Raw genomic sequence first — 20,497 nt, forward strand, 5'->3', positions numbered from 1 at the left:
GAGAAGGTAGTCGTGCGGGTGGGGTTCGGTGGGGTCGGCGGTGTCCCAGAGCCGCACCGTGCCGTCGTCGCCGCCCGCGGCGAGCAGCCCGTCCGGACCGAACGCCACAGCGGTTACCGTGCCGGCATGGCGAAGGTCGCAGAGGAGGCGAGGCGCGGCCGGGCCGCGGGTGTCCCACAGCTGTAACAGGCCCTCGACACCGCCCCCGGAGGCGGTGGCGAGCAGCCCGTCCGGACCGAACGCCACCGCGTTCAAATGGCCTTCGTGGTCGGTGAGGGGGTCACCGAGCGGGCGGGGTTCGGTCGGGTCGCGGATGTCCCACACCTGCACCATGCCGTCGTCGCCGCCGCCGGCGGCCAGCTGCCCATCCGGACCGAACGCCACAGTCGAGACCGGCCTGGTGTGGGCGAGTGGGGCGCCGAGCTGGCGGGGTTTGGCGGGATCGCTGGTGTCCCACAGCCRCACCGTACCCTCCGCGCCGCCGGTGGCCAGCAGCCCGTCTGGACCGAACGTGGTCGCGGACAGGAAGGTGTGGCCGGTGAGGAGGTCGCCGAGCGGGCCGGGTTTGGTGGGGTCACGAGTGTCCCAGAGCCGCACCGTGCCGCCGTACCCACCGGTGGCCAGCAGGCTGCCCGGACCGGACGCCACCCCGTAGACCGGGCCGACGTTCACGGCGACGGTTGTACGAAGGTACGGGGTGGCGGCGAGGGTCTGCAGGAGGTTGCCGCGGATACGAGCCCGCTGGCCCTCGGGCGCGATGTCGTGGGCCGCGACGGCGAGGCGCATCGCGGCGGTCGGGTCAGTATCGCGGGCATTGTCGGCGAGGGTGAGCAGGCGGTCGGCGACCGCGGTGCGCCGACGGTCGTCAGCGGTCTGGCTTTGCAGGTAGCTGGTGATTCCGAGACCCGTGGCGACCACGAGCAGGATGGCCAGGGTGGCGAAGGCGGCGGTGAGGCGGCGGCGGGCATGGCGGCGGCTGCTGATCAGGAACAACCGGGCCATGGGTGTGAGGTCGTCACGGGCAAGAAGGCCGAGGGCGGAGTCAGCTCGGCTGTAGCCCCACAACTGGCCCGCCGGGCGGCCGGCCTGCTGCCAATCAGCCGCTGCGGTCTCGGCCTGAGCGCGCTGGCGTAGCCGGTTCGTGTCGTCGGCGATCGTCTGGGCCAGCGGTGGCCAGGCGGTTAACAGCCGCTCGTGGGCGATCTCCATGGTTACCGGCCCGCCAGGGGTGGTGTCGAGGACGAGAAGCCGGCGCGTGACGAAAGGAACCAGCGAGGCGCGAGTGATGTCGGGAAGCTGGTCCAACCGGATGCGCCGGCGGACGGGTCGCCCATCAGAGTCGACGGTGACCAGTCGCAGGAGCCCGGCCAGGATCTCCTGCCGGGTGCGGTGGGTGGCCTGCGCCGCAGCGGCGAGAGCGGCATCGGCGTGCTCGACGAGCGCTCCCTGGACCCCGCCGATCTGCTCGTACAGACCTCCCGAGAGCACATGCGTACCCGCGGCCTGCGCGGCGAGATGAAGACGCTGGAGGGTATAAGCGAGCAACGGCAGGGCGTGGCCGTCGCCGGTGTCGGCGACCATCCGTGCCACCAGCTCATCGTCGATGTACAACCCGGACATTCGCGCCGGCTCGGCGATCACCAGCGGAAGCAGGTCCCTCGACAGCGGCATGACCGTCTCGGCCGGCACCAGCAGTCCCGTGGACGCGGTGGCCTCGAGAAGAGAGTCGAGGTACTCCGAGCGCAGCGTCGCCACCACCCGCACCCGGCCCAGGTCCGCGGCCGCCAGTAGGGCCAGGAACCGGTCCCGTTCGCCGGGGCTGGCCCGCACGAGCAACTCCTCGGCCTGGTCGACGACCAGCAGCAGCCACCTCGCCCGGCCCGTCGCGGCGAGCAGCTCGGAGGCGAGCTGGCTGATCTCGCCGCGGTCCTCCAACCTACGGGCGAGTGTCCTGGCGTCCCATTCCAGGCCGTGCCGCCGACCGGCTTCAGCCAGTACCACCGCCAGTGCTGTGACCGGCCGGTCGCCGGGCGCCATTGGCAGTGTCACCAGCCAGTCCGCCTCCTCGGCGAGCCTCGGGACCAGCCCGGCGGCAACCAGCGACGACTTCCCGCATCCTGACGGCCCTACCACCACCATCAGCCCGCCCGACTCGGCCTGCGCGACCAGCCGGTCCGCCAAACGGCGGCTCTCCGCCTCCCTGCCCCGGAAAACTCCTGCCCGGCTAGCCCCAAACGCTGCCAGGCCCGGAAATGGTGACAGCCGCGGCTCCCCACCGAATGTGCCATGTGGGCCGGGGAAGCGGGGAGCGGCGCTGGCCGGGAAGGCCGGCGCGGTGCCCGGCTTCCGCCGTCCGGCAGCCGCCGCGCCTAGCAGACGCTTGCGGGCCGTCTCGTCATCCAGGCCGAACAGGTCCAATCCGATCAGCGGGCGCAGCAGCTCGGGCCGCGGGCAGTCCTCCAGCCGCACCACCACCAGCCGCCGCTCCGCGCCGGTTGGATCGGCCGCCCACACTGCCTGCAGCGTCGCGGTATCCGCCGCTGACATCAGATACGCCAACGAAAGCAGCGCCATCGTCCGCGCGGATATCGAGATCGCCCGCTGGGTCTCCTGCACGAGATTCGACCCGGCGCCGAAGTCCCAGGCCCGTAGTATCACGCGGTAACCGGCAGCTTCCAGCTGCCAGCCGACCCATTCCGCCCATGCCTGGTCCGACGCCGCATACGACACGAAGAAATCGACAGCATCATCGGCCCGCATGACGGCCGACGACTCTCCCTCCGGAACCGCCATTCGCACAGACTGCCACATTACGGTGCACAGAGGAACTGCTTCTAGATCAACTCTGACTCACTTTCGGTGGTGACGGAGTGTGGTCTCTGGTGAGGCGTGGCGGTAGAAGGCAGCCGAGCCGCCCGGTTATGGCGCCGCGCCGGGCCATGGATCTGTGTGATGAAACCACAGGTCAGCGTTGGCAGGCAGGGGCGAGGCAGAACCACCGACCTTCCGTTTCCCAGGCCGAATCCATCGGCATTTCAACATCCGCGGACGTACATTTTCGTGCGCGGAAGGCCTCCGATGTACGCACCAGTTCGCCCGCGTCGCCATACCTCAGCGAGACGACGACCGGAGATTTCGGCGGCTGCGGGACGCTTCCGCCGGCCCCACAGCCGCCGGAGGGCCGGTGTCAGCGTCGGCGCGCCGCCCCTGCCTGCGAACTGGCGCGCGACCGCCCGGGCGCGCCGCGTCTAGCCGACTGTCGGATCAGGACACGCCCGGCGGACCAGCACGGACCAGTCCGCCGAGCCAGCCCGGCGGTACCAGCACGGCGGACTGGGCCTGTCGACCGGCCCAGTGTTTCTCGCCGGGCAGGGAAAGGCCGGGAGGCATACTGGGAACAGCGTCCCGACCGTCACATTCGAGTCAGAGCCGGGTGGCGGAGCAGCGGCTGATGGAGGTGCGAAGCGCTGATGGCGGACGTCCCGTCCCACGTGACGCCGCTGGAAGCCACCGACCCGGAGCGGATCGGCCGTTACCCGCTCGCCGGGCGGCTGGGCACCGGTGGAATGGGCACCGTCTATCTGGGCCACACCGAGGACGGTCGGCCGGTGGCGGTGAAGGCGATCCGGCGCGAGTTCGCCCAGGAGCCGGCGTTCCGGGCCCGGTTCCTGCGCGAGGCGCACGCGGCGCGGCGGGTGGCACGGTTCTGCACCGCCGAGGTGCTCGACGTCAACACCGAGGGCTCCGAGCCGTACCTGGTCACCGAGTTCATCGACGGCCCGAGCCTGTCAGCGCACGTGCGTGAGCATGGACCGTTGCCGCCGCCGGAGCTGGAACGGCTCGCGGTCGCGGTCGCGAGCGCGCTGACCGCGATCCACAGCGCGAACCTGATCCACCGGGACCTCAAGCCCGGCAACATCCTGCTGTCCCCCTCCGGCGCCCGGGTCATCGACTTCGGGATCGCCCGGGCGTTGGAGACCACCACGATGCACACCCGCGAGGGCGGCATCGTGGGTACCCCGGCGTTCATGTCCCCCGAACAGGCCCTGGGGCATCCGCTGACCCCCGCCGCCGACATCTACGCCTGGGGTGGCGTGATCCTCTACGCGGCGACAGGCCGAATGCCGTACGGCGAGGCCGCCACCCCGGTGGTCCTGTACCGGGTGGTGCACGACGAGCCCGACTTCAGCGGGATGGATTCCGCGATGCTGGCGCTGGTCCGGCAGGCGATGAGCAAGGATCCCGCTGCCCGGCCCACCGCCGGGGCGCTGCTGCTGCGTCTCGCCGAGGGGGTTTCCCCATCCGATCCGGGGTCCGGTCGGGGGATGCCGCCGCTGGGTGCGGCGACCCTGGTCCCGGCCGCACCCGCCCCGAGAACACCGGCTCCGCCGAGCGTCCCCCCGTTGTCCCAGCCCCCGCCCGGCCGCACCCCGCAGACTCCCGCCGGACCATCGGAGCCGGCGGGGACGTCCAGTCCCCCACCCGAGGACCGGGACCCCGCGAGGACGTCCGATCTCCCGCCCGGGGCCTGGTCCGGCCCCGCGGGGGCGCCCGGTCCTCCGCCCGGAACCTGGAATCCGTCGGGGCCGTCGACCGCACCGACCGCACCGACCGCAGGGCCGGCGCGGGGGACGCACCGGCCGGTGGCGGTGCTGCTGACTGCGCTCGGCTCGCTGGTGCTGCTCGCCGCCGTCGTGACGACGTCGCTGCTGCTCGGCCCGCTCCGTCCGGGCAGCGGCGAGGACGATCCCGGCGCCGGCGGCGGGGATGGCGGCACGCTGACCGCCACCCCGTCGGGGGCGTCCACCGCCACGCCGGCCGGTGGTCCGGTCACGCTCGCCGACTACCGGGGCCGGGTCGCCGTCGAGATCACCGACGAGCTGCGCCGCCGCGGGCTGGAGGTGCGGACGACGACGCAGGTGAGCGGTACGACCGGGCGGGGACTGGTGCTGGGCACCGAGCCCGCCGCCGGCCAGAAGGTGTCACCCGGCGGCACCGTCACGCTGGCGGTGGGCGACGGGTCGCTGCCCGAGGCAGCGGGCTGGCGGGTGTTCAAGCGGTACGCGGCCGACAGCTCCACCAACGTCAGTCCGATCGTCGTCGTGGACCCGACCGGCAACGAGCGGCTGCTGGGTCTCGGGGACAACCCCGTCCTGTCGCCGGACGCGAGCCGGGTCGCCTACACCAACGCCGACGGCGAGATCACCAGCGTACGTACCGACGGCACCGACTCCCGGCAGGTCAGCGACGAGCCGGATGGTTCGTCCGACAGCCCGGCCTTCTCCCCGGACGGCGGCACCATCGCCTACGCACGCAACATCGGCGGCGTGTACGCGGTGAACGCGGACGGCAGTGGCGACCGCCGCCGGCTGGCCACCGTATCCGACGCCTACGAGCTGGCCTGGTCGACGTCGAACCAGATCGTGCTGCGCCGCGGCGACGACCAGTCGATCTACGTCCTGTCGGTGGGCGACGGCGACCTGCGGAGGCTGGCCGGCTCACCGGTGCCGGGCGCGGGTGCCGTGGAGCCGGCGTGGTCGCCGGACGGCGGCACGGTCGCGTTCGGAGTGTCCACCGGCGGCGGCATCTACCTGGTGAACGCGGATGGTTCCGGGCTGCGGCAGGCGGCCGGGCCCGGCTCCTGGCATCCGAGCTGGTCACCGCAGGGCGCCCTCGTCTACGTCCAGGACGGCGGTGCCGCCAGGTTCTTCGGCGCGAACGGCACCATGCGGATGATGAACCCGGACGGGACCGGCGACCGCCAGCTCGACGGCAGGCTCGCCAGCGGCCCCGTGCGCTGGGCGACCGCGCCGTAGCCCTTCCCGCGGGTCAGGCGGGCACCAGCTCGAATCACGCGGGTCCGGCGGGCACCGGCTCGACCGTCCCACGCACCACCGCGACAACGGCGGCCCGGCTCTGCAGGCCGAGCTTGCGGTAGATCTGCTCCAGGTGCTTGTGGACGGTGCGCGGACTGATGCCCAGCACACGGGCGATCTCGCGGTCACCGATCCCCTCGGCGAGCTGGTCCACCACCTCGCGCTCCCGGGGCGTCAGCGCCGCGAGTCGGCCGGCGGCCCGGTCGGCCACCGCCGCGTGGCGCCGGGCGTCGCGCAGTGCGACGGTCAGCCGGGAGAGCCGCTCGCGTTGCGCGACGGCCTGGCAGACCAGCGGCGAGGCCAGGTCGAGCAGCTCCCGGGCCCGCCCGGAGAAGCCCCGCCGGGACCGGTTGAACACCAGCAGGGTGCCCTGGTGACGTCCGACCGCGACGATGTTCAGCAGCTGGTCGTGGGTCTCGCGAGGGCGGTAGAAATCGGTGTAGATCGGCAGGTTGCGCAGGGACCGCAGGTCGGCGAGGTCGGTGAGGGCCACCGAGCTGGCCGTTCGCAGCCGCCGCTGCCGGTGGGCGACGAACGCCGGATGCTGCCCGAGCACCGCGGCGAAGTCGGGTGACTCGCTGAGGTCGGAGTTCGCCGGCTCGACGACCGTCGCCACCAGCTGCCGGGTGCGGTGATCGACCCGACAGTAGGACGCCGAGTCGCAGCCGATCATGTCGGCCATCCGGGACAGCACCGGGCTCGGCAACTCCGCTCCGGCCTCGCTTCCGTGCAGCAGACGAACCATGTCGAGCAACTCCAACAGGTCTTTCCTGGTGGCTTCCGCCGGCATGCCCGCTCCTCGCCTCGGCCGACCCCGAACCGAAGGCCGAGGCGGGTTCCCCGCGGCCAGCATCGCGCGCGCTCCTTTTTCGTGTGCCATGATTGTCCGGCAGCCGACATAATGCTTTCAAGTCGTGCCGCCGACAGCGCCGGCGAGACTTTCCTGCCTTCTTCCGACCGACCTTCCTGAGGCCTCCCGCTACGCACTAGTGCGTATTTTCGAGCCGCCTGCCGAACTGGTTATCTGACGTCGACGCAATCAGCCGCCACATCCGGAACCTCCAGAAGATTCCGGTAGTACACGGTGTGGCGCTTTTGAGAAAGAGGTCGACCAAGATGTCTCGTTCCCTGGTTACCCGTTCCCGTCTCGTCATCGCCGCGTCCGCCCTGGCCGTCACCGGCGCGCTCGGCGGAACCGCGCTCGCCGCCGCCGACGACGGCACGGCGGACAACGTCGCGGACCCCTCGCGGGCCGCCGTGAGCGCGCCGACCGCGGACGCGCTGCCGATCGATGCGCACCGCTTCGCGGTGATCGACTCGGGCGGCGCTGTCGTCCGGAGCAGCGCCGGTGTCACCTCCGGGCTCACCGCCGCGCAGAACGTCGAGGTGCTCTTCGACCGCGACATCCGCGGCTGCGCCTACACGGCGTCCATCGGCGGACGGGCGAACGACGTGCCGCCACCCGGATTCATCACCGTGTCGCAGCGGGCCGGGAAGGCCAACGGCGTGTTCGTGGCGATGCGCAACCCCGACCAGTCCAAGGCCGTCCTGCCGTTCCACCTCACCGTCACCTGCTGACAACCGCCAGCGGGGCGTCCCCTCGGACCGACCCGACGGGACGCCCCCGCCCCGGTCGCAGCACCACCCCAGCCACCGCATTCCTTCTCAGGTACTCAGATACGAGGTGACCCATGGACACCGCAGTCTCCTCCGGGACGGCACTCGCGCTCCGCTCGATCGAGATCATGGCTGGCGGCGACTTCGACGACTTCACCGAGGTCGTGCACCCGCTCGCCACCAACCGGGAGGGTGTGGACGAGCCGCCGGACGCCCGCGGCCAGGGCCCGCGGGCCTTCCACGCGACCGCCCTGTGGCTGCGTGCGGCCTACGCCGACCTGCACTGGCAGATCCACGACACGGTGGAGCGGGGCGACCTCGTGGTGGTGCACTGCACCATGAGCGGCCGCCACGCCGGACCGTTCGTCGCCTACGACGCCAACGCGCGGATCGAGCGGGTCTTCCCGCCGACCGGACGGACCTTCGCCACCACCCAGACCCACTGGCTGCGCCTGCGCGACGGCAAGGTCATCGAGCACTGGGCGAACCGCGACGACCTGGGCACCGCCGCCCAGCTGGGCTGGATCCCGCCGACACCGCTCTACCTGCTCCGGTGTGCCCTGGCCACCCACCGGGCCCGCAGGTCGACGTCCGGCGCCTGACCCGCACGGCCCACCGGTGGGCACCAGCAGGCCACCGGGCGCCGCGACGGCCCGCCACGGCCGCCCGCCGCGACCGCCGCGGGCCGTCGGCACGACCGATCCAGCCGCCGGAAAACGAGGATGACAGACCAGAACCGCGCAGGCAGAATCCCCCAGGCAACCCCCAGCCAGGAAAGGACGAACACAGCCGAGATGGCCGACGAGGACGAGGCAGGAAACGCCGGTGGGACAGGCGACCCCGGTGGGACAGGAAACCGGAGTGAGGTAACAGCCGGCGAACGGCTACGCTCGGCGCGGTTCCCCCGCAGCTCCCGCTATCACCCTGACTGGATTGCCGGCGCGGTCAGCGGCGGCGCGAACTCGCTGTGGCTGACCGAATGGCTCACCGAGGCCCTCGACCTGCGGCCCGGTCTGCGGGTTCTCGACCTCGGCTGCGGCCGTGGGGCGTCGTCCGTCTTCCTGGCCCGGGAATTCGGGGTGCAGGTCTGGGCCACCGACCTGTGGTTCGGCCCGGACGAACGCCTGGCCCGCATCCGTGACGCCGGTGTCGAGGACGCCGTGTTCCCACTACGCGCCGACGCCCGTTCACTGCCGTTCGCCACCGGCTTCTTCGACGCCGTGGTCAGCATCGACTCGTTCGTCTACTACGGCACGGACGACCTGTACCTGAACTACCTTTCCCGGTTCGTCCGGCCGGGCGGCGTGATCGGTATCGCCGGTGCCGGGCTCGTCGACGAGTTCGACGGTCCGGTACCGGACCATCTGCGCCCCTGGTGGGAGCCGAGCATGGCCTGCCTGCACTCCGCGGCCTGGTGGCGACGCCACTGGGAACGCAGCGGCGTCGCTCACGTCACCGTCGCCGACACCATGCCGGACGGCTGGCTGCGCTGGCTCGACTGGCACCACACCATCAACCCCGACAACACGGTGGAGATCGACGCACTCACCGCCGATCAGGGCCGCCACCTCGGCTACGTCCGCGCCGTCGCGCACCGCCGCCCCGACGCGACCCCCGACGAGCCGATCGCCGACATCCCGCTGGCCTACACCGCCCACCCTCTCCTCCGCGACGACCCGCCGGCCGCCGACGCCGTCAGCAGGCGGTAGGCCAGCCCGCGCCACCGTGGATCCCAGGTACTGGGCGCGGACCGCGTCCAGTACCTGCTTTCACCGAGATCCGCTTTCGCCGAGACCCGCCCGCACGCCCGCCATGCCCACCACGCCCGCCACGCCCGTCCGGAGAGCCAGGACAGGCGTGGCGGTGGACACGCGCTGGAGATCGGCGGGGGACGTCCAACGGCCTGGTTCAGGACACCTCGCGCCGGGCGGTGCGCAGCAGGCCGAGACCGAGCGGCAGCGCGATCCAGATCAGCATCGACGTCACGAACCTGGCCGCGTTGTCGCCGAGCGTTCCGTCGAGCAGCCAGGCCATGCTCTGCGTCGGGTCGAGCCACTCGCCGATCTCGGCCAGCGCACCCACCGCGATGATGTTCCAGACCGTCGGCAGAACGTAGAGCAGGACGACCGCCGCCGCCGTGTTGTGCAGCACCGCGCCGAAGGCCATCCCCGAAAGCATGTTCAGCAGCACGAACGGAATGAGGCCGAGCAGCGGCCCGGTCCCGTCCGGGTTCGCGACGTCGCGGCCGATGCCCTCGGCCAGTGCGATCGACGCGAAGCCGACCAGCAGCGCGAACAGCCCGGCGAACAGGCCGAGCAGGAGCCCCGCAGCGATCTTCGCCCGCAGCACTCGGCCGCGCCTCGGTTCGAGGGTGTAGGTGACCAGCACCGTCCGCTGCGTCCACTCGGTGGTCAGCGCGAGAACGGACGTCACCGGCAGCAGCAGGGCCGACGCGAGCGCCGGGAAGGACAGGTAGCTCGCCTGGGTCTGGTCGATGTCGTCGGGGAAGCCGAGCGGAATGGCCGTCGCCGCGACCGCGAGCAGCGCGGAGGCGGCGATCAGCCAGCGCGCGGAGCGGGTGTTGACGGTCTTGGCCCACTCGACGCGCAGCAGGCGAGCGAACGCAATGCCGTCCACCGGGCTGGCCGGCGTGGCGTGCCTCGACCGGCCGCCGCTGACAGTCGCGCTGGTCATCGGGTCACCTCCGCCGGCGACGCCGGCATGTCGCCGGCCGGGCGGCCCGTGCCGCCGGGCGCGCCGCCGGCACGGGTCAGGGAGAAGAACAGGTCCTCGATGCCGGTCCGGTCAGCCTGGCGCAGCTCAAGCAGGACGAGCCCGTGGGACGCGGCGAGCCGGGCGATCGACTCGGCATCAACGCCGCTCGCCGCCGGGGCACTCGTGTCGACGACGGTGCTGCCGTCCTCGTGGACGACGTGCGGCAGGCCGGCTTCGAACAGGACCCGCGCGAGCGCCCGCGGGTCGGTGGCTCGCAGCACGAGCCCGGCCGAGGAGAGCAGCTCGTCGAGCGAGCCGGCGGCCACGACCCGCCCGCCCCCGACGACGACCAGGCGGTCGACCGTTGCCTGGACCTCGCCGAGCAGATGGCTGGAGAGCAGCACCGTTCCGCCGTCGGCCGCGAACGACCGCAGCAGGGTCCGCATCCAGGCGATGCCTTCCGGGTCGAGCCCGTTCGCCGGCTCGTCCAGGATCAGCACCTCGGGTTCGCCGATCATGGCCTGGGCGATCCCGAGGCGCTGGCGCATGCCGAGTGAGTAGGTCCCGACCCGGCGGTCGGCGGCGCCGCGCGGCAGGCCGACCTCCTCGAGCAGGTCGTCGGCGCGGGAGGGAGGCATGCCGATGAGGTCGGCGGTCAGGCGCAGCGTGGCGCGCCCGGTGCGGCCGGGGTGGACGGCTGCCGCGTCGAGCAGCGTGCCGACCTTGCGGGCCGGGTTCCGCAGCTGGGTGAACGGAAAGCCGGCGACAGTGGCGTAACCGGAGTCGGGGCGCGTCAGGCCCGTGATCATGCGTACTGTCGTCGACTTCCCCGCACCGTTCGGGCCGAGGAAGCCGGTGATGGTGCCCGGCTCGCAGCTGAATGACACGTCCGCGACGGCGGTCTGGCTGCCGTAACGCTTGGACAGTGACTGGACTGAAATCATGACCCGGATGTTGGTGGTGAGGCGGCCCTCGCCACATCGGCCGAACCGCTACGGTTCGGCGACGAAAGGACATCCCGCGGCAGCGTTTTCGCTGGTTCTTACGGTCAGTCTGACCGGAACGAGGTCACCGAAAGCCCGCGGGCCGAGGTGGAACCGCCTGCCAGCCCAGGCCCGGCGCGCCGGGAATGGCGCCGTGACCTGCCAGAACGAGGGTTGGGACCGTCGAATAGACGATCGGCACGGTGCCACCGACGATAGTCGTAGCCACCCTTCGCCCTTGGTTGGCTGTCGGCGTGGTGTCGGAACCTCCTACGCTTGGCCGATGGCGGAGCGGTCAGCAGCAGGCACGGAAGAATCGGAAGGCGTGGTCGCGGGCTCGGTCGACGATGTCGACGATGTCGACTTTCCGGCGCTGGTTCCCGCGTCGCTGCTGCCCGACCGGGGCGCCGTGCGGTCCGGCCACTGGTCGCGCTGGCGGACGGTGCACCGCTCGGGTCGCGACTGGCTGGTCGACGTCGCGGTGTTCGTGCTCTCCGCCGGGCTCGGCGGGCTTTTCCTGTACTCGGCGCTGCAGTCCGAAGCCGAGCCGGTGACAGCGCCTCAGCTGGTCGTCGACGTGGCCTTGGGCGGCCTGTCCTGCTGCGCGCTCTGGCTGCGCCGACGCTGGCCGGTGCGGATCGCCGTCGCCATCGGGCTGGTCGTCACGCTTTCCGCGGCCGCCGCCGTGGCGTCGGTGGTCGCGGTGTTCACCGTCGCGGTCCACCGCCGGGCCAACGTGCTGGCGGGCGTCATCGCGCTGCACCTGTTGGCCGGTGTCGGCTATGGCCTCTACCGGCCGTCCGCCGATTCCTCCCTGTGGGTCGACCTCTTCGTCACCGCCCTGATCATTTCGGCGGTCGCGGCCTGGGGGATGCTGGTCCGCGCCCGCCGGCAGCTCGTGCTGTCGCTGCGCGAACGCGCGCAACGCGCCGAGGCCGCCCAGCGCCTGCGCGCCGAGCAGGCCCGAAGCGCCGAGCGCGCTCGTATCGCCCGGGAGATGCACGACGTCCTCGCCCACCGGATAACCATGGTCGCGCTGCATGCCGGTGCCCTCGAGATCAGCAGCGACCTGCCGTCCGAGCAGGTTGGGGCGACGGCCGGGGTGATTCGCGGCGCCGCCCGTCAGGCGCTGGAGGAGCTCAGAGAGGTCATCGGGGTGCTGCGGTCCGACAGCCGCGGCGGGCCGGAGACCGCGCCGCGTGTTCCGCAGCCGACCCTCGCGGACGTGTCGCACCTGGTTGCCGAGGCGCGACACGCCGGTCTGCGAGTCGAGACGTCGATCGACGTGGGGTCGCCCGGCAAGGCGCCTGGTTCGCTCGGACGAGACGCCTACCGCATCGTGCAGGAGGCGCTGACCAACATCGGCAAGCACGCTCCCCGAGCGGTGGCGACCGTCAGCCTCGTCGGGCGGCCGGGCGAGGGCCTACGGGTGCTGGTCAGCAACGAGCTGCCCGCGCCGGCACTCCGGACTCCGCCGGCTTTCGCGGCACTGTCACCCTCGGCGCTGACACCCGCTGCGCTGACACCCTCGGCGCTGTCCCCGCCCGGCCCGTCCGCGTCCGGCCCGTCCGCGTCCGGCCCGTCCCCGTGCGGGCTGTCCCCCGGGCCGGGCGCGAGTCTGGCGCCGTCGGTGTCGGCAACGAAGGCCGTCGGCCCCACGGCCGCCCCAGCTCTGCCCGGCGCCGGAGCGGGTCTGACCGGTCTGGCGGAACGCGTGTCGCTGTCCGGCGGGACGCTTACCTGCGGCCCCACCGCCGAGGGAACCTTCGTCGTCGACGCGAGGCTGCGGTGGCCTCGGTGAACGGCGCGCCGCCCGAGCCCGACCTCGTCGCCGGCTCGGCGCCTCCCGAAGCTCGCGGGCCCGTCCGGGTCCTGCTGGTGGATGATGACCCGCTGGTTCGCGCCGCGCTGCGAATGATCCTCGCCACCGCCGCCGACGTTGTCGTGGTGGGCGAGGCCGCGGACGGTGGCGAGGTCGTCGCGACCGCGAACGCCCACCATCCGGACGTCGTCCTGATGGACGTGCGGATGCCGGGCGTGGACGGAATCGCCGCGACCGAGCGGGTGCGCGCTCTGCCCCGGCCGCCGCAGGTCATCGTCCTCACCACCTTCCACATCGACGACTACGTGTTCGCAGCGCTGCGTGCCGGTGCCAGCGGTTTTCTCCTCAAGGACAGCCCGCCGACCGAGATCCTGCAGGCGGTGCGCACCGTCGCGGATGGCGCGGCGATGCTGTCGCCAGCCGTGACCCGCACGTTGATCGAGCGGTTCGCGGACAACCCGGTCGACACCCGCCGAGCCGATGCGATGCGCCGGCTCGAAGGCCTGAGCGAGCGGGAGCGCGAGGTGGCCACCGAGGTCGGCCACGGGCTGTCGAACGCGGAGATCGCCGCCAAGCTGTACATGAGCGAAGCGACCGTGAAGGCGCACGTGTCGCGGCTGCTGACCAGGCTCGGCGCGGCGAACCGAGTCCAGATCGCGATTCTGGTGCACAACGCCGGCGCGATCTGAAGGTTCGCTGCCCGGTCGGGAGTCCGGGCCCGGCGCGGCCTGGTGCCCCTGAGATCCGTGCAGACGCTGCGCGCGACCGGGCGGCTGGGCTGACCCGAGCGGGACCCGCACAGTATGGATCTCGAAGAGGACCAGCTCAACACCGGTGACCGAACCCTGGCGCTCCCCGTGGGTCGTGCGTCGGCCGGTCAGGTCGGGCGTGCGGTCGCGGCGTCGCAACGCCTCCTGAAGAAGAAGCTGGTGGCCCGGTCGCCCTGCTCCGGCGCGAATGCGACCAGCTCCCAGCCGTCCGCGCCGAGCCGGTCCAGGCCGTGGATGAGGTCCACGCAGCGGAACTGCTCGCCAGCCGCGGTCGTGGCCACCCAGCGCGCTCCCTTCCCGCCCGGCCAGCCGGGCTGGACGAGGCGGAGCTGCGCGTGCGCCCAGACGCCGGCGGCCGCGCTCACCGCCGCTTCCCCGACGGCTCCCCCTGCCGCTCCCCCGACGCGGCGGCGAGCCGGCTCAGCAGATAGCAGACCGCGGCGGCGGAGGCGTAGCCGCGGAAGTACGGCGACGCCACCCAGCGGAATCCGATGACGCTCGACGCGACGGCGAAAAATGCCGATCCGCCGAGTGCGAGCCGTTCGACCCGTATACGGTTCATTCGTTCCCAACCAACTCGGAATCGTTTTCTTCGAAAGGTCTGGCGAAATCCGGCATCCAGCCCGTCGAACTGTCCAGCACCCGACATCCGAGTGGCATTCAAGGACCGTACCGCGTACCTTCTCGTCTTGCGATTCCGCCGACAGAAAAGGGTACCCGAGGTGACCGTCTCCGAGCCTGGAACAGCCGTCGGGACCGGCGCCGGCAACATCGACGGGCAGGCCGTCGGGACCGCCACCGGCACCGGCACCGGCAACATCGACGGGCAGGCCATCGCCATCACCGTCTTCAGCACGGTGAAATGGTGGGGAAAGCTTTGGCTTCCTATTCTTTTCACCACCTTGCGGCTGATCCCGCCGCTGACCCGAGATCTGCGGAAGCTGTCGTTCATCCACTTTGCCAGGTGGACGCTGATCCGCGAGCTGCCCGCGAACGGCGACACCGCGCCGCGGACCCGGCTCCGCTACCCGCACCTGTTCTTCGAGAGCAATTTCAATGACGGGTGGGAGGAGTACATCGACGCCTTCTCCTACGTGCTGACGCGCGGCATGAGCCTCTTCTGGGCCAGTTCGTACGGTTTCCCCGGTGCGCTCCCGACCGGTCCGTTCAAGGACTACATCCACCGCAACGAGCTCGAAGCCGCCCACTACTACTCGGCCTATCCGGAGGCGACGGCGACAATGGTGCAGAAAGCCCTGGCGTTGGCGCCCGCGGTCGCCGACTTCGCCGAGCGGGCCGGGCGGCTGTCGCCGGCGGAGTTCGAGGGCGCCTGGTCGGCGTTCCTCACCGACGCCCAGGACCTGCTGTGAGGGCGCGGCCGGCGCAGGCGAGCCCGGTCACCGTCCTCACACCGATCGTGCCGGGCGAGCGGGACGCGCTGGAGAGCTACCTGACGGGGCTGAGTTCCGCGCCCGGCGGGAGCCCGCTGGCGCGGGTACCGGGCACACACTTCGCCCGCTGGGTGATCGTCCCCGACTTCGTGACGGACCCGAAGCAGCCCGCTCCCGACCCGCTCGGCTCTCCTCACCTGCTGTTCACCAGCAACGTCGACGGGTCCGCGGACGACTACCTCGCCGCCGTCGCGGACACGCTGACCGCCGAGGCGCCCGAGATCTGGGGCCGGTGTGTCGGCTGCCCGCGGCCGGCCGCCGGCGCGGGGCTCGCGCGCTACCTGCGGCACAACGCCATCGGCACCGGTCTGTTCTTCGCCGCCTACCCGCGCGCGACGGTGCAGGCGGTGACGGCGGCGCTGGACGTGCACGACCGCCTCGTCCGCCTGCTCGTCGACACCCAGCTCGCCGGCCCGGCAGCGATCCGCGCGGCCTTCCTGAAGGAGTTCCGGCCATGACGATCGCCACCCCCCGGATCCGGCGGACGCCGCCGGTGCCCGATCTCGCCGACATCCAGGGCGGGATCCTGCGTGCCTACGGGAACGACTACTCGCGCACGACCTACCTCTTCGTGAACGTGGATGAGACGCGGGCCGGGCAGCGGTGGCTCGGCCGTCTCGTGGACGACGTCACCAGCGCCCGGCCGTGGACCGCGGGCAAGCCCGCGACCACACTGAATGTCGCCCTCACCTATGCCGGGCTGCGCGCCCTCGGCCTTTCCGCCGAGCTGCTCGCGACGTTCTCGGACGAGTTCCGCGCCGGGATGGCGGCGCGCGCGGCCCAGCTCGGCGACGTCGGCACGTCCGCGCCCGAACACTGGGACACCCACGACAGGGCGCATGTGATTCTCATCGTCAACGCGCTGAGCGAGGACGACCTGACCGGCCGGCTCGCCGACCTGCGGGCCGATCTCAGCCGGTACGAGGGCCTTTCCCTGGTGCACGAAGAACACGCGAGCCTGCTGCCCGGAGTGCGCGAGCACTTCGGTTTCGCGGACGGCTTCGCCCAGCCCGCGGTGGAGGGCGTCACCGACGAGAAGGCACCCGGCGGCGGCGTGCTGGACAAGGACGGCTGGCGCGGCCTCGCCCTCGGCGAGTTCGTTCTCGGATATCCGGACGAGTCCGGCCGGGACGGCGACGGTCAGGATCTCCCGAGCGCCCCCGCCGGCCCGCTCGGGCGCAACAGCACCTACGGCGTGTGGCGCAAGCTGGAGCAGGACGTCGCGCTCTTCCGGGAGACGCTGCGCACGTCCGCGGCGGCCTTTCCCGGCGGCGACGAGGAGAAGCTCGCCGCCAAGATCGTCGGGCGTTGGCGCAACGGCACGCCGATCGTGCTCTCCCCCGACGGCCCGGCGGCCGACTTCCGCGGGAACGATCCGGGTGCCAACGACTTCCTCTACCACGACGTGGACGCGGACGGCCGACTTTGCCCGCTCGGCGCCCACATCCGCCGCTGCAACCCGCGGGACTCGATCGGGTTCGGTGAGCTGCTGACCTTCCGGCACCGGATGCTGCGGCGCGGGGTGCCGTACGGGCCGCCCCTCCCCCCGGAGGCGACCGGGCCGGACGGCCAGGAACGCGGCCTGATCTTCGTCTGCTACGTCGCGAGCATCTCCCGGCAGTTCGAGAGTGTGCAGGTGCAGTGGCTGGAGGACGGGAACGTCTTCGGACTCGGCCATGACAAGGACTTCCTGATCCGCGGGCCGGCGGACGGCAGCGGGAAGATGACCGTGCCGGGCCAGCCGCCGTTCTTCCTCGGCCCGCAGCCGACGTTCGTGACGACCCGCGGCGGCCAGTACCTCTTCGTGCCCRGCATCACGGGGCTCGGCGCCGTGGCGGCCGGGACGGCGGGCTGACATGGGCACCGTCTCCCCTCGCCGCCGCGGGCTCGGCGACCTGCTCGGGGACCGTTCCGGCTGGGTGTTCGCCCTGCTGCGGCGGTTCCGCCCGATCCTGTCCGCCGGACCGTTCACGGTCGTCACCAGGTCCGACGACGTGCGTGAGGTACTCGGCGACCACGAGCACTTCACGGTCGCGCACTACACGCCGAAGATGGCCGAGATCACCGGCCCGTTCATCCTCGGGCTGGACGACACCGCGCTCTACCGGTACGACCACGCGGCACTGCGGGCCGTGATGCGCCGGGACGACGTGCCCGCCATCGGCCACGAGGTGCTCGCGGCCGCCCGCACCCGGGTCGCCGCCGCCGGCGCCGGTGAGCTCGACGTCGTCCGCGACCTCGCCGACCCGGTGCTCGACGGGATCGTCGCGAGCTACCTGGGCGCGCCCGGCCCGGACACCGCCACCCAGCTACGGTGGGCACGCGACCTCTTCGAGCACATCTTCCTGAACGCGTCGAACGACGCCGCCATCCGCGCACGGGCGCTGGCCGACGCCGCCGAGATGCGGCCGCACATCGACGGGCTGATCGCGGCGAGGAAGGCGCGGCTCGCGACCGACGCCCCGGTACCGGACGACGTGCTCACCCGGCTGCTGCAGGCGAAGGAGCAGGACGGCGGCCTGCACGACCTCGCCATCCGGCACAACCTCATCGGCCTCATCACCGGCTGGATCCCGACGGTGTCGAAGGCGTTCGCGATGGTGGTGGAGGAGCTGCTGCGGCGGCCCGAAGAACTCGCCGCCGCACAGCGGGCGGCCCGCACGGGCGACCAGCAGCTGGTCGCCTCGTACGTCTTCGAGGCGCTGCGCTTCCGCCCGCAGACGTGGGCGCTGCTGCGGGTCTGCGCGGCCGACCGGGTGCTCGCGGCCGGGACCGGCCGGGAGACGGTTGTCCGGGCGGGCACCCGGGTGCTCGTCGCCACCCGATCGGCGATGTTCGACGGCTCGGTGGTGCCGGACGCCGGGCGCTTCCGACCGGGCCGGGCGTGGGGCGACTACCTGCACTTCGGGCACGGGCTGCACACCTGCTTCGGCCTGCAGATCAACCGGGTGCAGCTACCGGCGCTCGCCATGGCGCTGCTGGAGGGCGGCGACCTCGTCCGCGCCGGCGACCTGCGCTGGGATGGACCGTACCCGGCCGGCCTGCGGATCCGGCGGGCGGGCCGGTCGTGACCGAGGCGACGCTGGTCACGTTCCCGCCAAGCCTGGACAGCGAGTTCAGCCGGTTCCTGCTCGCCTACTACGGCCTCCCACACCGGGAAGAGCGGCACACGCTCGTCTTCTCCTCGCTCGTCACAGTGCGGCGCGGCCATACGGTGCGTTTCCCGCTGCTGTCGGACGGCGGCGCCGAGCTCGCCACGGTCGCCGAGATGGTCGACCACCTGGAGGCGCGAACCGCGCCGGAACGGCGGCTGCGGCCGGACGACGCCGACCCGGCCGACCTGGCGGCCGACTGGAGGCTCTTCCACCGCACCCTCGCCAGCGCGACCACGGTCTTCGCCTACTACCACCTGCTGCCCCTGCGGCCGGTGATGGTGCACGCCCTCGGCGACGGCACGTCGGCGGTCGAACGCACCGCCGTCCGGGTGGGCTACCCGTTCTTCGCCGGCCTGCTGCGCGGGCTGCTCCGGCTGACGGCGACGAGGGAGCGGGCGGCCGCCGCGACCATCGGGACGGTGCTCGGGGCGGTCGGCGAGCGGCTCGCCGACGGCCGGCCGTACCTGTCCGGCGACCGCTTCACGCTGTCGGACCTGGCCTTCGCGGTGGCAGCCGCGCCAGTGGTCTGGCCGGACGAGTTCGGCGGCGCGATACCGCCGCTGCGGGACACCCCGCCGCCACTGCGCGCGATGATCGACGAGTCACGGCGGACCCCCGCCGGCGCGCATGCGCTGCGCGTCTTCCACACGCACCGCGACCCCCGACCGGGCTAGTAGCTGGCCATCGACGAAAGCCCCAGCTCGGCGGCCACGGCCCGCATCGTGAGCCCCGCGACGCCCACCCGGGCGATGCCCCTGGACGCCGCGACGACGACCTCCCGCTCGTTCAGGTCCGTCCGGCGCCGGCGGACGGCGCGGGTGTCGCGGGATCCAGTGCTCCTGACACGTCGATGCCAGTGCCGTAGCGCCGGCAAGGTTGGCACCCGAAGCCGTACTGACCGTCAGACCCGCGCACCGCGGGGGTCTGACGGCCTGCGCGGGTCTGACGGCGTGCACACCGCACCCGCAGAGGGGACTCAGCGAGCGGGAACCGGAACGAGGCCGGTCAGTCCCGCACTTCCTGGTGGCCATCGCACGTCGGCCTCCCGGCTGACGAACTGCCAGGCGGTCCCGTCGAACTCGACGACGTCGTAGTAACGCCCGGCGGCCACGACGGCCCAGCTCTCCTCCGGACATTGCAGTGCGATCTGGTCGGTCCACACTCGCGCCCGCGTCGCCGACTCGAAATCGATCACGGGATCGAGAGTGAGGTGCTTGGCCCGCCCGGGCTCGGCCGGCTCCATCGCCCCGACGCCCTGGACAATGGCCGCCCTGCCCTCGAAGGTGACCGACGGAATCCGCCAGATCGCATCCTCGGCGAAGAGCTGCCCCCACTCCTCGAGACGAAGATCGTCTAACAGTTGGCCATAGAGTGAAACGAGCCTTCTGATGCCCTCTCGGGCCTGCAGTTCCGCCAGACTCATCAGCGTGTGGTCTTCCTGTGTCGAGCTCACGGGACCTCCACCTCTCCTTGTGTGAACGAACGCGTTGTGATCGGGCCAGACGGTGGCTCGGGCACGCGACGCGACGCGATGCGGCTCAGGTCCCCGTCGCGACGAGGCCGGCGGCGGTGATCATCGATAGTTCGTCGACGGTCACCAGGCCAGGTGCCGCAGCGACGACATGGGGGATGGCATTGACGGCGGGGTTCGCGGTGGGCATGCCGAAGTCGACGCCGAGGGTGTCGTAGCGGACCGTGAACCTGGAGCGGACCGACGGCTCACCGTCGACCTCGATCACGTAGCCCTCCTCGGTGGGCCAGTCCGGCTCCATGGCATGGCCGAGCCGCCAGACGAGGCCGAGCTCGATGACCGACCGTCCSCCGGCCCGCCCGGACCACAGGCCCTTCAGCCCGCAGACGTGGCCCTTGGCGATCTTCATATAGCCGAGGTCGAGGTCCTCGGTGGCGACACCGAACTCGGGTGTGTAGACGATCTCGTCCAGCTCGACGCGCAGCGCYTCGGCCATCATCTCGACGGCGTCGACGAAGACAAGCTGCCGGTTCTTCGCGAGCTCGGCGAGGCCGGGCGTGTCGGGCGGGACGGCGAAGCCGGTCTCCAGCCAGGTCTGCGGCGAGGCATAAGCAGTGCAGTCGACGGACTCCAGGAC

At 72.0% G+C, this 20,497-nt stretch carries 19 protein-coding genes and 1 pseudogene; 11 read left to right on the forward strand and 9 right to left on the reverse strand.

Annotated features, from left to right (window positions below):
- Positions 1-2,793 (reverse strand): TIR domain-containing protein (locus CcI49_RS38450; RefSeq protein WP_076834610.1); only part of this gene is annotated, 2,793 nt, incomplete at its 3' end.
- A 677-nt stretch (positions 2,794-3,470) separates the two neighbouring features.
- Here CcI49_RS38450 and CcI49_RS38455 point away from each other — a divergent pair.
- Positions 3,471-5,816 carry a protein kinase gene (locus tag CcI49_RS38455; RefSeq protein ID WP_076834613.1) on the forward strand — a complete coding sequence of 782 codons (2,346 nt, stop codon included), beginning with the start codon at positions 3,471-3,473 and terminating at the stop codon, positions 5,814-5,816.
- A gap of 34 nt (positions 5,817-5,850) precedes the next feature.
- On the opposite strand, the gene CcI49_RS38460 is transcribed toward CcI49_RS38455, so the two are convergent.
- A complete protein-coding gene (locus tag CcI49_RS38460; RefSeq protein WP_076834614.1) occupies positions 5,851-6,666 on the reverse strand; it encodes a helix-turn-helix transcriptional regulator in 816 nt (271 codons plus the stop codon).
- Between the two features lie 326 nt (positions 6,667-6,992).
- On the opposite strand from CcI49_RS38460, the gene CcI49_RS38465 reads away from it, so the two are divergent.
- From CcI49_RS38465 to CcI49_RS38475, 3 genes are all read left to right on the forward strand, one after another.
- The gene (locus tag CcI49_RS38465) at positions 6,993-7,454 is read left to right on the forward strand and encodes a hypothetical protein (RefSeq protein WP_076834616.1); all 462 of its coding nucleotides are present in this window, start codon (positions 6,993-6,995) and stop codon (positions 7,452-7,454) included.
- Positions 7,455-7,567: 113 nt separating this feature from the next.
- Positions 7,568-8,095 (forward strand): ester cyclase, encoded by a 528-nt coding sequence (locus tag CcI49_RS38470; RefSeq protein WP_054566387.1) that lies wholly within the window; start codon positions 7,568-7,570, stop codon positions 8,093-8,095.
- A gap of 192 nt (positions 8,096-8,287) precedes the next feature.
- On the forward strand, positions 8,288-9,202 hold the full coding sequence (locus CcI49_RS38475) for a methyltransferase domain-containing protein (RefSeq protein WP_083749977.1): 915 nt from the start codon (positions 8,288-8,290) through the stop codon (positions 9,200-9,202).
- 199 nt (positions 9,203-9,401) lie between these two features.
- Here CcI49_RS38475 and CcI49_RS38480 read toward each other — a convergent pair whose 3' ends face one another.
- Both CcI49_RS38480 and CcI49_RS38485 read right to left on the reverse strand, forming a co-directional pair.
- Positions 9,402-10,187 (reverse strand): ABC transporter permease subunit, encoded by a 786-nt coding sequence (locus CcI49_RS38480; RefSeq protein WP_083749978.1) that lies wholly within the window; start codon positions 10,185-10,187, stop codon positions 9,402-9,404.
- The gene (locus tag CcI49_RS38485; RefSeq protein WP_054566385.1) at positions 10,184-11,152 is read right to left on the reverse strand and encodes an ATP-binding cassette domain-containing protein; all 969 of its coding nucleotides are present in this window, start codon (positions 11,150-11,152) and stop codon (positions 10,184-10,186) included. The genes CcI49_RS38480 and CcI49_RS38485 overlap by 4 nt, the downstream gene beginning before the upstream one ends.
- 364 nt (positions 11,153-11,516) lie before the next feature.
- On the opposite strand from CcI49_RS38485, the gene CcI49_RS38490 reads away from it, so the two are divergent.
- Together CcI49_RS38490 and CcI49_RS38495 are read left to right on the forward strand one after the other, a co-directional pair.
- Positions 11,517-12,992 carry a histidine kinase gene (locus CcI49_RS38490; RefSeq protein WP_116437621.1) on the forward strand — a complete coding sequence of 492 codons (1,476 nt, stop codon included), beginning with the start codon at positions 11,517-11,519 and terminating at the stop codon, positions 12,990-12,992.
- On the forward strand, positions 12,989-13,702 hold the full coding sequence (locus tag CcI49_RS38495; protein WP_241840535.1) for a response regulator transcription factor: 714 nt from the start codon (positions 12,989-12,991) through the stop codon (positions 13,700-13,702). Before CcI49_RS38490 ends, CcI49_RS38495 begins: the two co-directional genes overlap by 4 nt.
- A gap of 188 nt (positions 13,703-13,890) precedes the next feature.
- Here CcI49_RS38495 and CcI49_RS38500 read toward each other — a convergent pair whose 3' ends face one another.
- Together CcI49_RS38500 and CcI49_RS38505 are read right to left on the reverse strand one after the other, a co-directional pair.
- Complete coding sequence (locus CcI49_RS38500; protein WP_054566383.1) at positions 13,891-14,148, reverse strand: hypothetical protein; 258 nt, start codon at positions 14,146-14,148, stop codon at positions 13,891-13,893.
- Positions 14,145-14,345: a hypothetical protein gene (locus CcI49_RS38505; protein WP_054566382.1), complete on the reverse strand. Its 201-nt coding sequence runs from the start codon at positions 14,343-14,345 to the stop codon at positions 14,145-14,147. Before CcI49_RS38505 ends, CcI49_RS38500 begins: the two co-directional genes overlap by 4 nt.
- Before the next feature lie 160 nt (positions 14,346-14,505).
- Between CcI49_RS38505 and CcI49_RS38510 the strand changes: the two genes are divergently transcribed.
- Genes CcI49_RS38510 through CcI49_RS38530 form a run of 5 tightly spaced genes read left to right on the forward strand, consistent with a single transcriptional unit; the run spans position 14,506 to position 19,063 of the window.
- Positions 14,506-15,153 (forward strand): hypothetical protein, encoded by a 648-nt coding sequence (locus tag CcI49_RS38510; RefSeq protein WP_076834618.1) that lies wholly within the window; start codon positions 14,506-14,508, stop codon positions 15,151-15,153.
- On the forward strand, positions 15,150-15,692 hold the full coding sequence (locus tag CcI49_RS38515; protein WP_054566380.1) for a hypothetical protein: 543 nt from the start codon (positions 15,150-15,152) through the stop codon (positions 15,690-15,692). The genes CcI49_RS38510 and CcI49_RS38515 overlap by 4 nt, the downstream gene beginning before the upstream one ends.
- Positions 15,689-17,089, forward strand: coding sequence for a hypothetical protein (locus CcI49_RS38520; protein WP_083749980.1), 1,401 nt, complete (start codon positions 15,689-15,691; stop codon positions 17,087-17,089). The genes CcI49_RS38515 and CcI49_RS38520 overlap by 4 nt, the downstream gene beginning before the upstream one ends.
- Before the next feature lies 1 nt (position 17,090).
- Complete coding sequence (locus tag CcI49_RS38525) at positions 17,091-18,305, forward strand: cytochrome P450 (protein ID WP_076834621.1); 1,215 nt, start codon at positions 17,091-17,093, stop codon at positions 18,303-18,305.
- On the forward strand, positions 18,302-19,063 hold the full coding sequence (locus CcI49_RS38530; protein WP_076834623.1) for a hypothetical protein: 762 nt from the start codon (positions 18,302-18,304) through the stop codon (positions 19,061-19,063). The genes CcI49_RS38525 and CcI49_RS38530 overlap by 4 nt, the downstream gene beginning before the upstream one ends.
- Here CcI49_RS38530 and CcI49_RS38535 read toward each other — a convergent pair.
- From CcI49_RS38535 to CcI49_RS38545, 3 genes and pseudogenes are all read right to left on the reverse strand, one after another.
- Positions 19,060-19,263, reverse strand: a complete 204-nt coding sequence (locus CcI49_RS38535) for a hypothetical protein (protein ID WP_076834625.1) — start codon at positions 19,261-19,263, stop codon at positions 19,060-19,062. The two genes, CcI49_RS38530 and CcI49_RS38535, sit on opposite strands and share 4 nt — an antisense overlap.
- Before the next feature lie 102 nt (positions 19,264-19,365).
- The gene (locus tag CcI49_RS38540; RefSeq protein ID WP_076834627.1) at positions 19,366-19,842 is read right to left on the reverse strand and encodes a nuclear transport factor 2 family protein; all 477 of its coding nucleotides are present in this window, start codon (positions 19,840-19,842) and stop codon (positions 19,366-19,368) included.
- Between the two features lie 85 nt (positions 19,843-19,927).
- Positions 19,928-20,497, reverse strand: a pseudogene (locus CcI49_RS38545) (dihydrodipicolinate reductase); the annotation flags it as partial.

Source organism: Frankia sp. CcI49, assembly GCF_001983215.1.
Taxonomy (GTDB): Bacteria; Actinomycetota; Actinomycetes; order Frankiales; family Frankiaceae; genus Parafrankia; species Parafrankia irregularis.

Excerpts from the sequence above, each read along its gene's own strand:
- CcI49_RS38460 (WP_076834614.1), bottom strand. The coding sequence starts at position 6,666 with ATGCCGGCGGAAGCCACCAGGAAAGACCTGTTGGAGTTGCTCGACATG.
- CcI49_RS38455 (WP_076834613.1), top strand. The coding sequence starts at position 3,471 with ATGGCGGACGTCCCGTCCCACGTGACGCCGCTGGAAGCCACCGACCCG.
- CcI49_RS38470 (WP_054566387.1), top strand. The coding sequence starts at position 7,568 with ATGGACACCGCAGTCTCCTCCGGGACGGCACTCGCGCTCCGCTCGATC.
- CcI49_RS38465 (WP_076834616.1), top strand. The coding sequence starts at position 6,993 with ATGTCTCGTTCCCTGGTTACCCGTTCCCGTCTCGTCATCGCCGCGTCC.
- CcI49_RS38485 (WP_054566385.1), bottom strand. The coding sequence starts at position 11,152 with ATGATTTCAGTCCAGTCACTGTCCAAGCGTTACGGCAGCCAGACCGCC.
- CcI49_RS38480 (WP_083749978.1), bottom strand. The coding sequence starts at position 10,187 with ATGACCAGCGCGACTGTCAGCGGCGGCCGGTCGAGGCACGCCACGCCG.
- CcI49_RS38475 (WP_083749977.1), top strand. The coding sequence starts at position 8,288 with ATGGCCGACGAGGACGAGGCAGGAAACGCCGGTGGGACAGGCGACCCC.
- CcI49_RS38525 (WP_076834621.1), top strand. The coding sequence starts at position 17,091 with ATGGGCACCGTCTCCCCTCGCCGCCGCGGGCTCGGCGACCTGCTCGGG.
- CcI49_RS38505 (WP_054566382.1), bottom strand. The coding sequence starts at position 14,345 with ATGAACCGTATACGGGTCGAACGGCTCGCACTCGGCGGATCGGCATTT.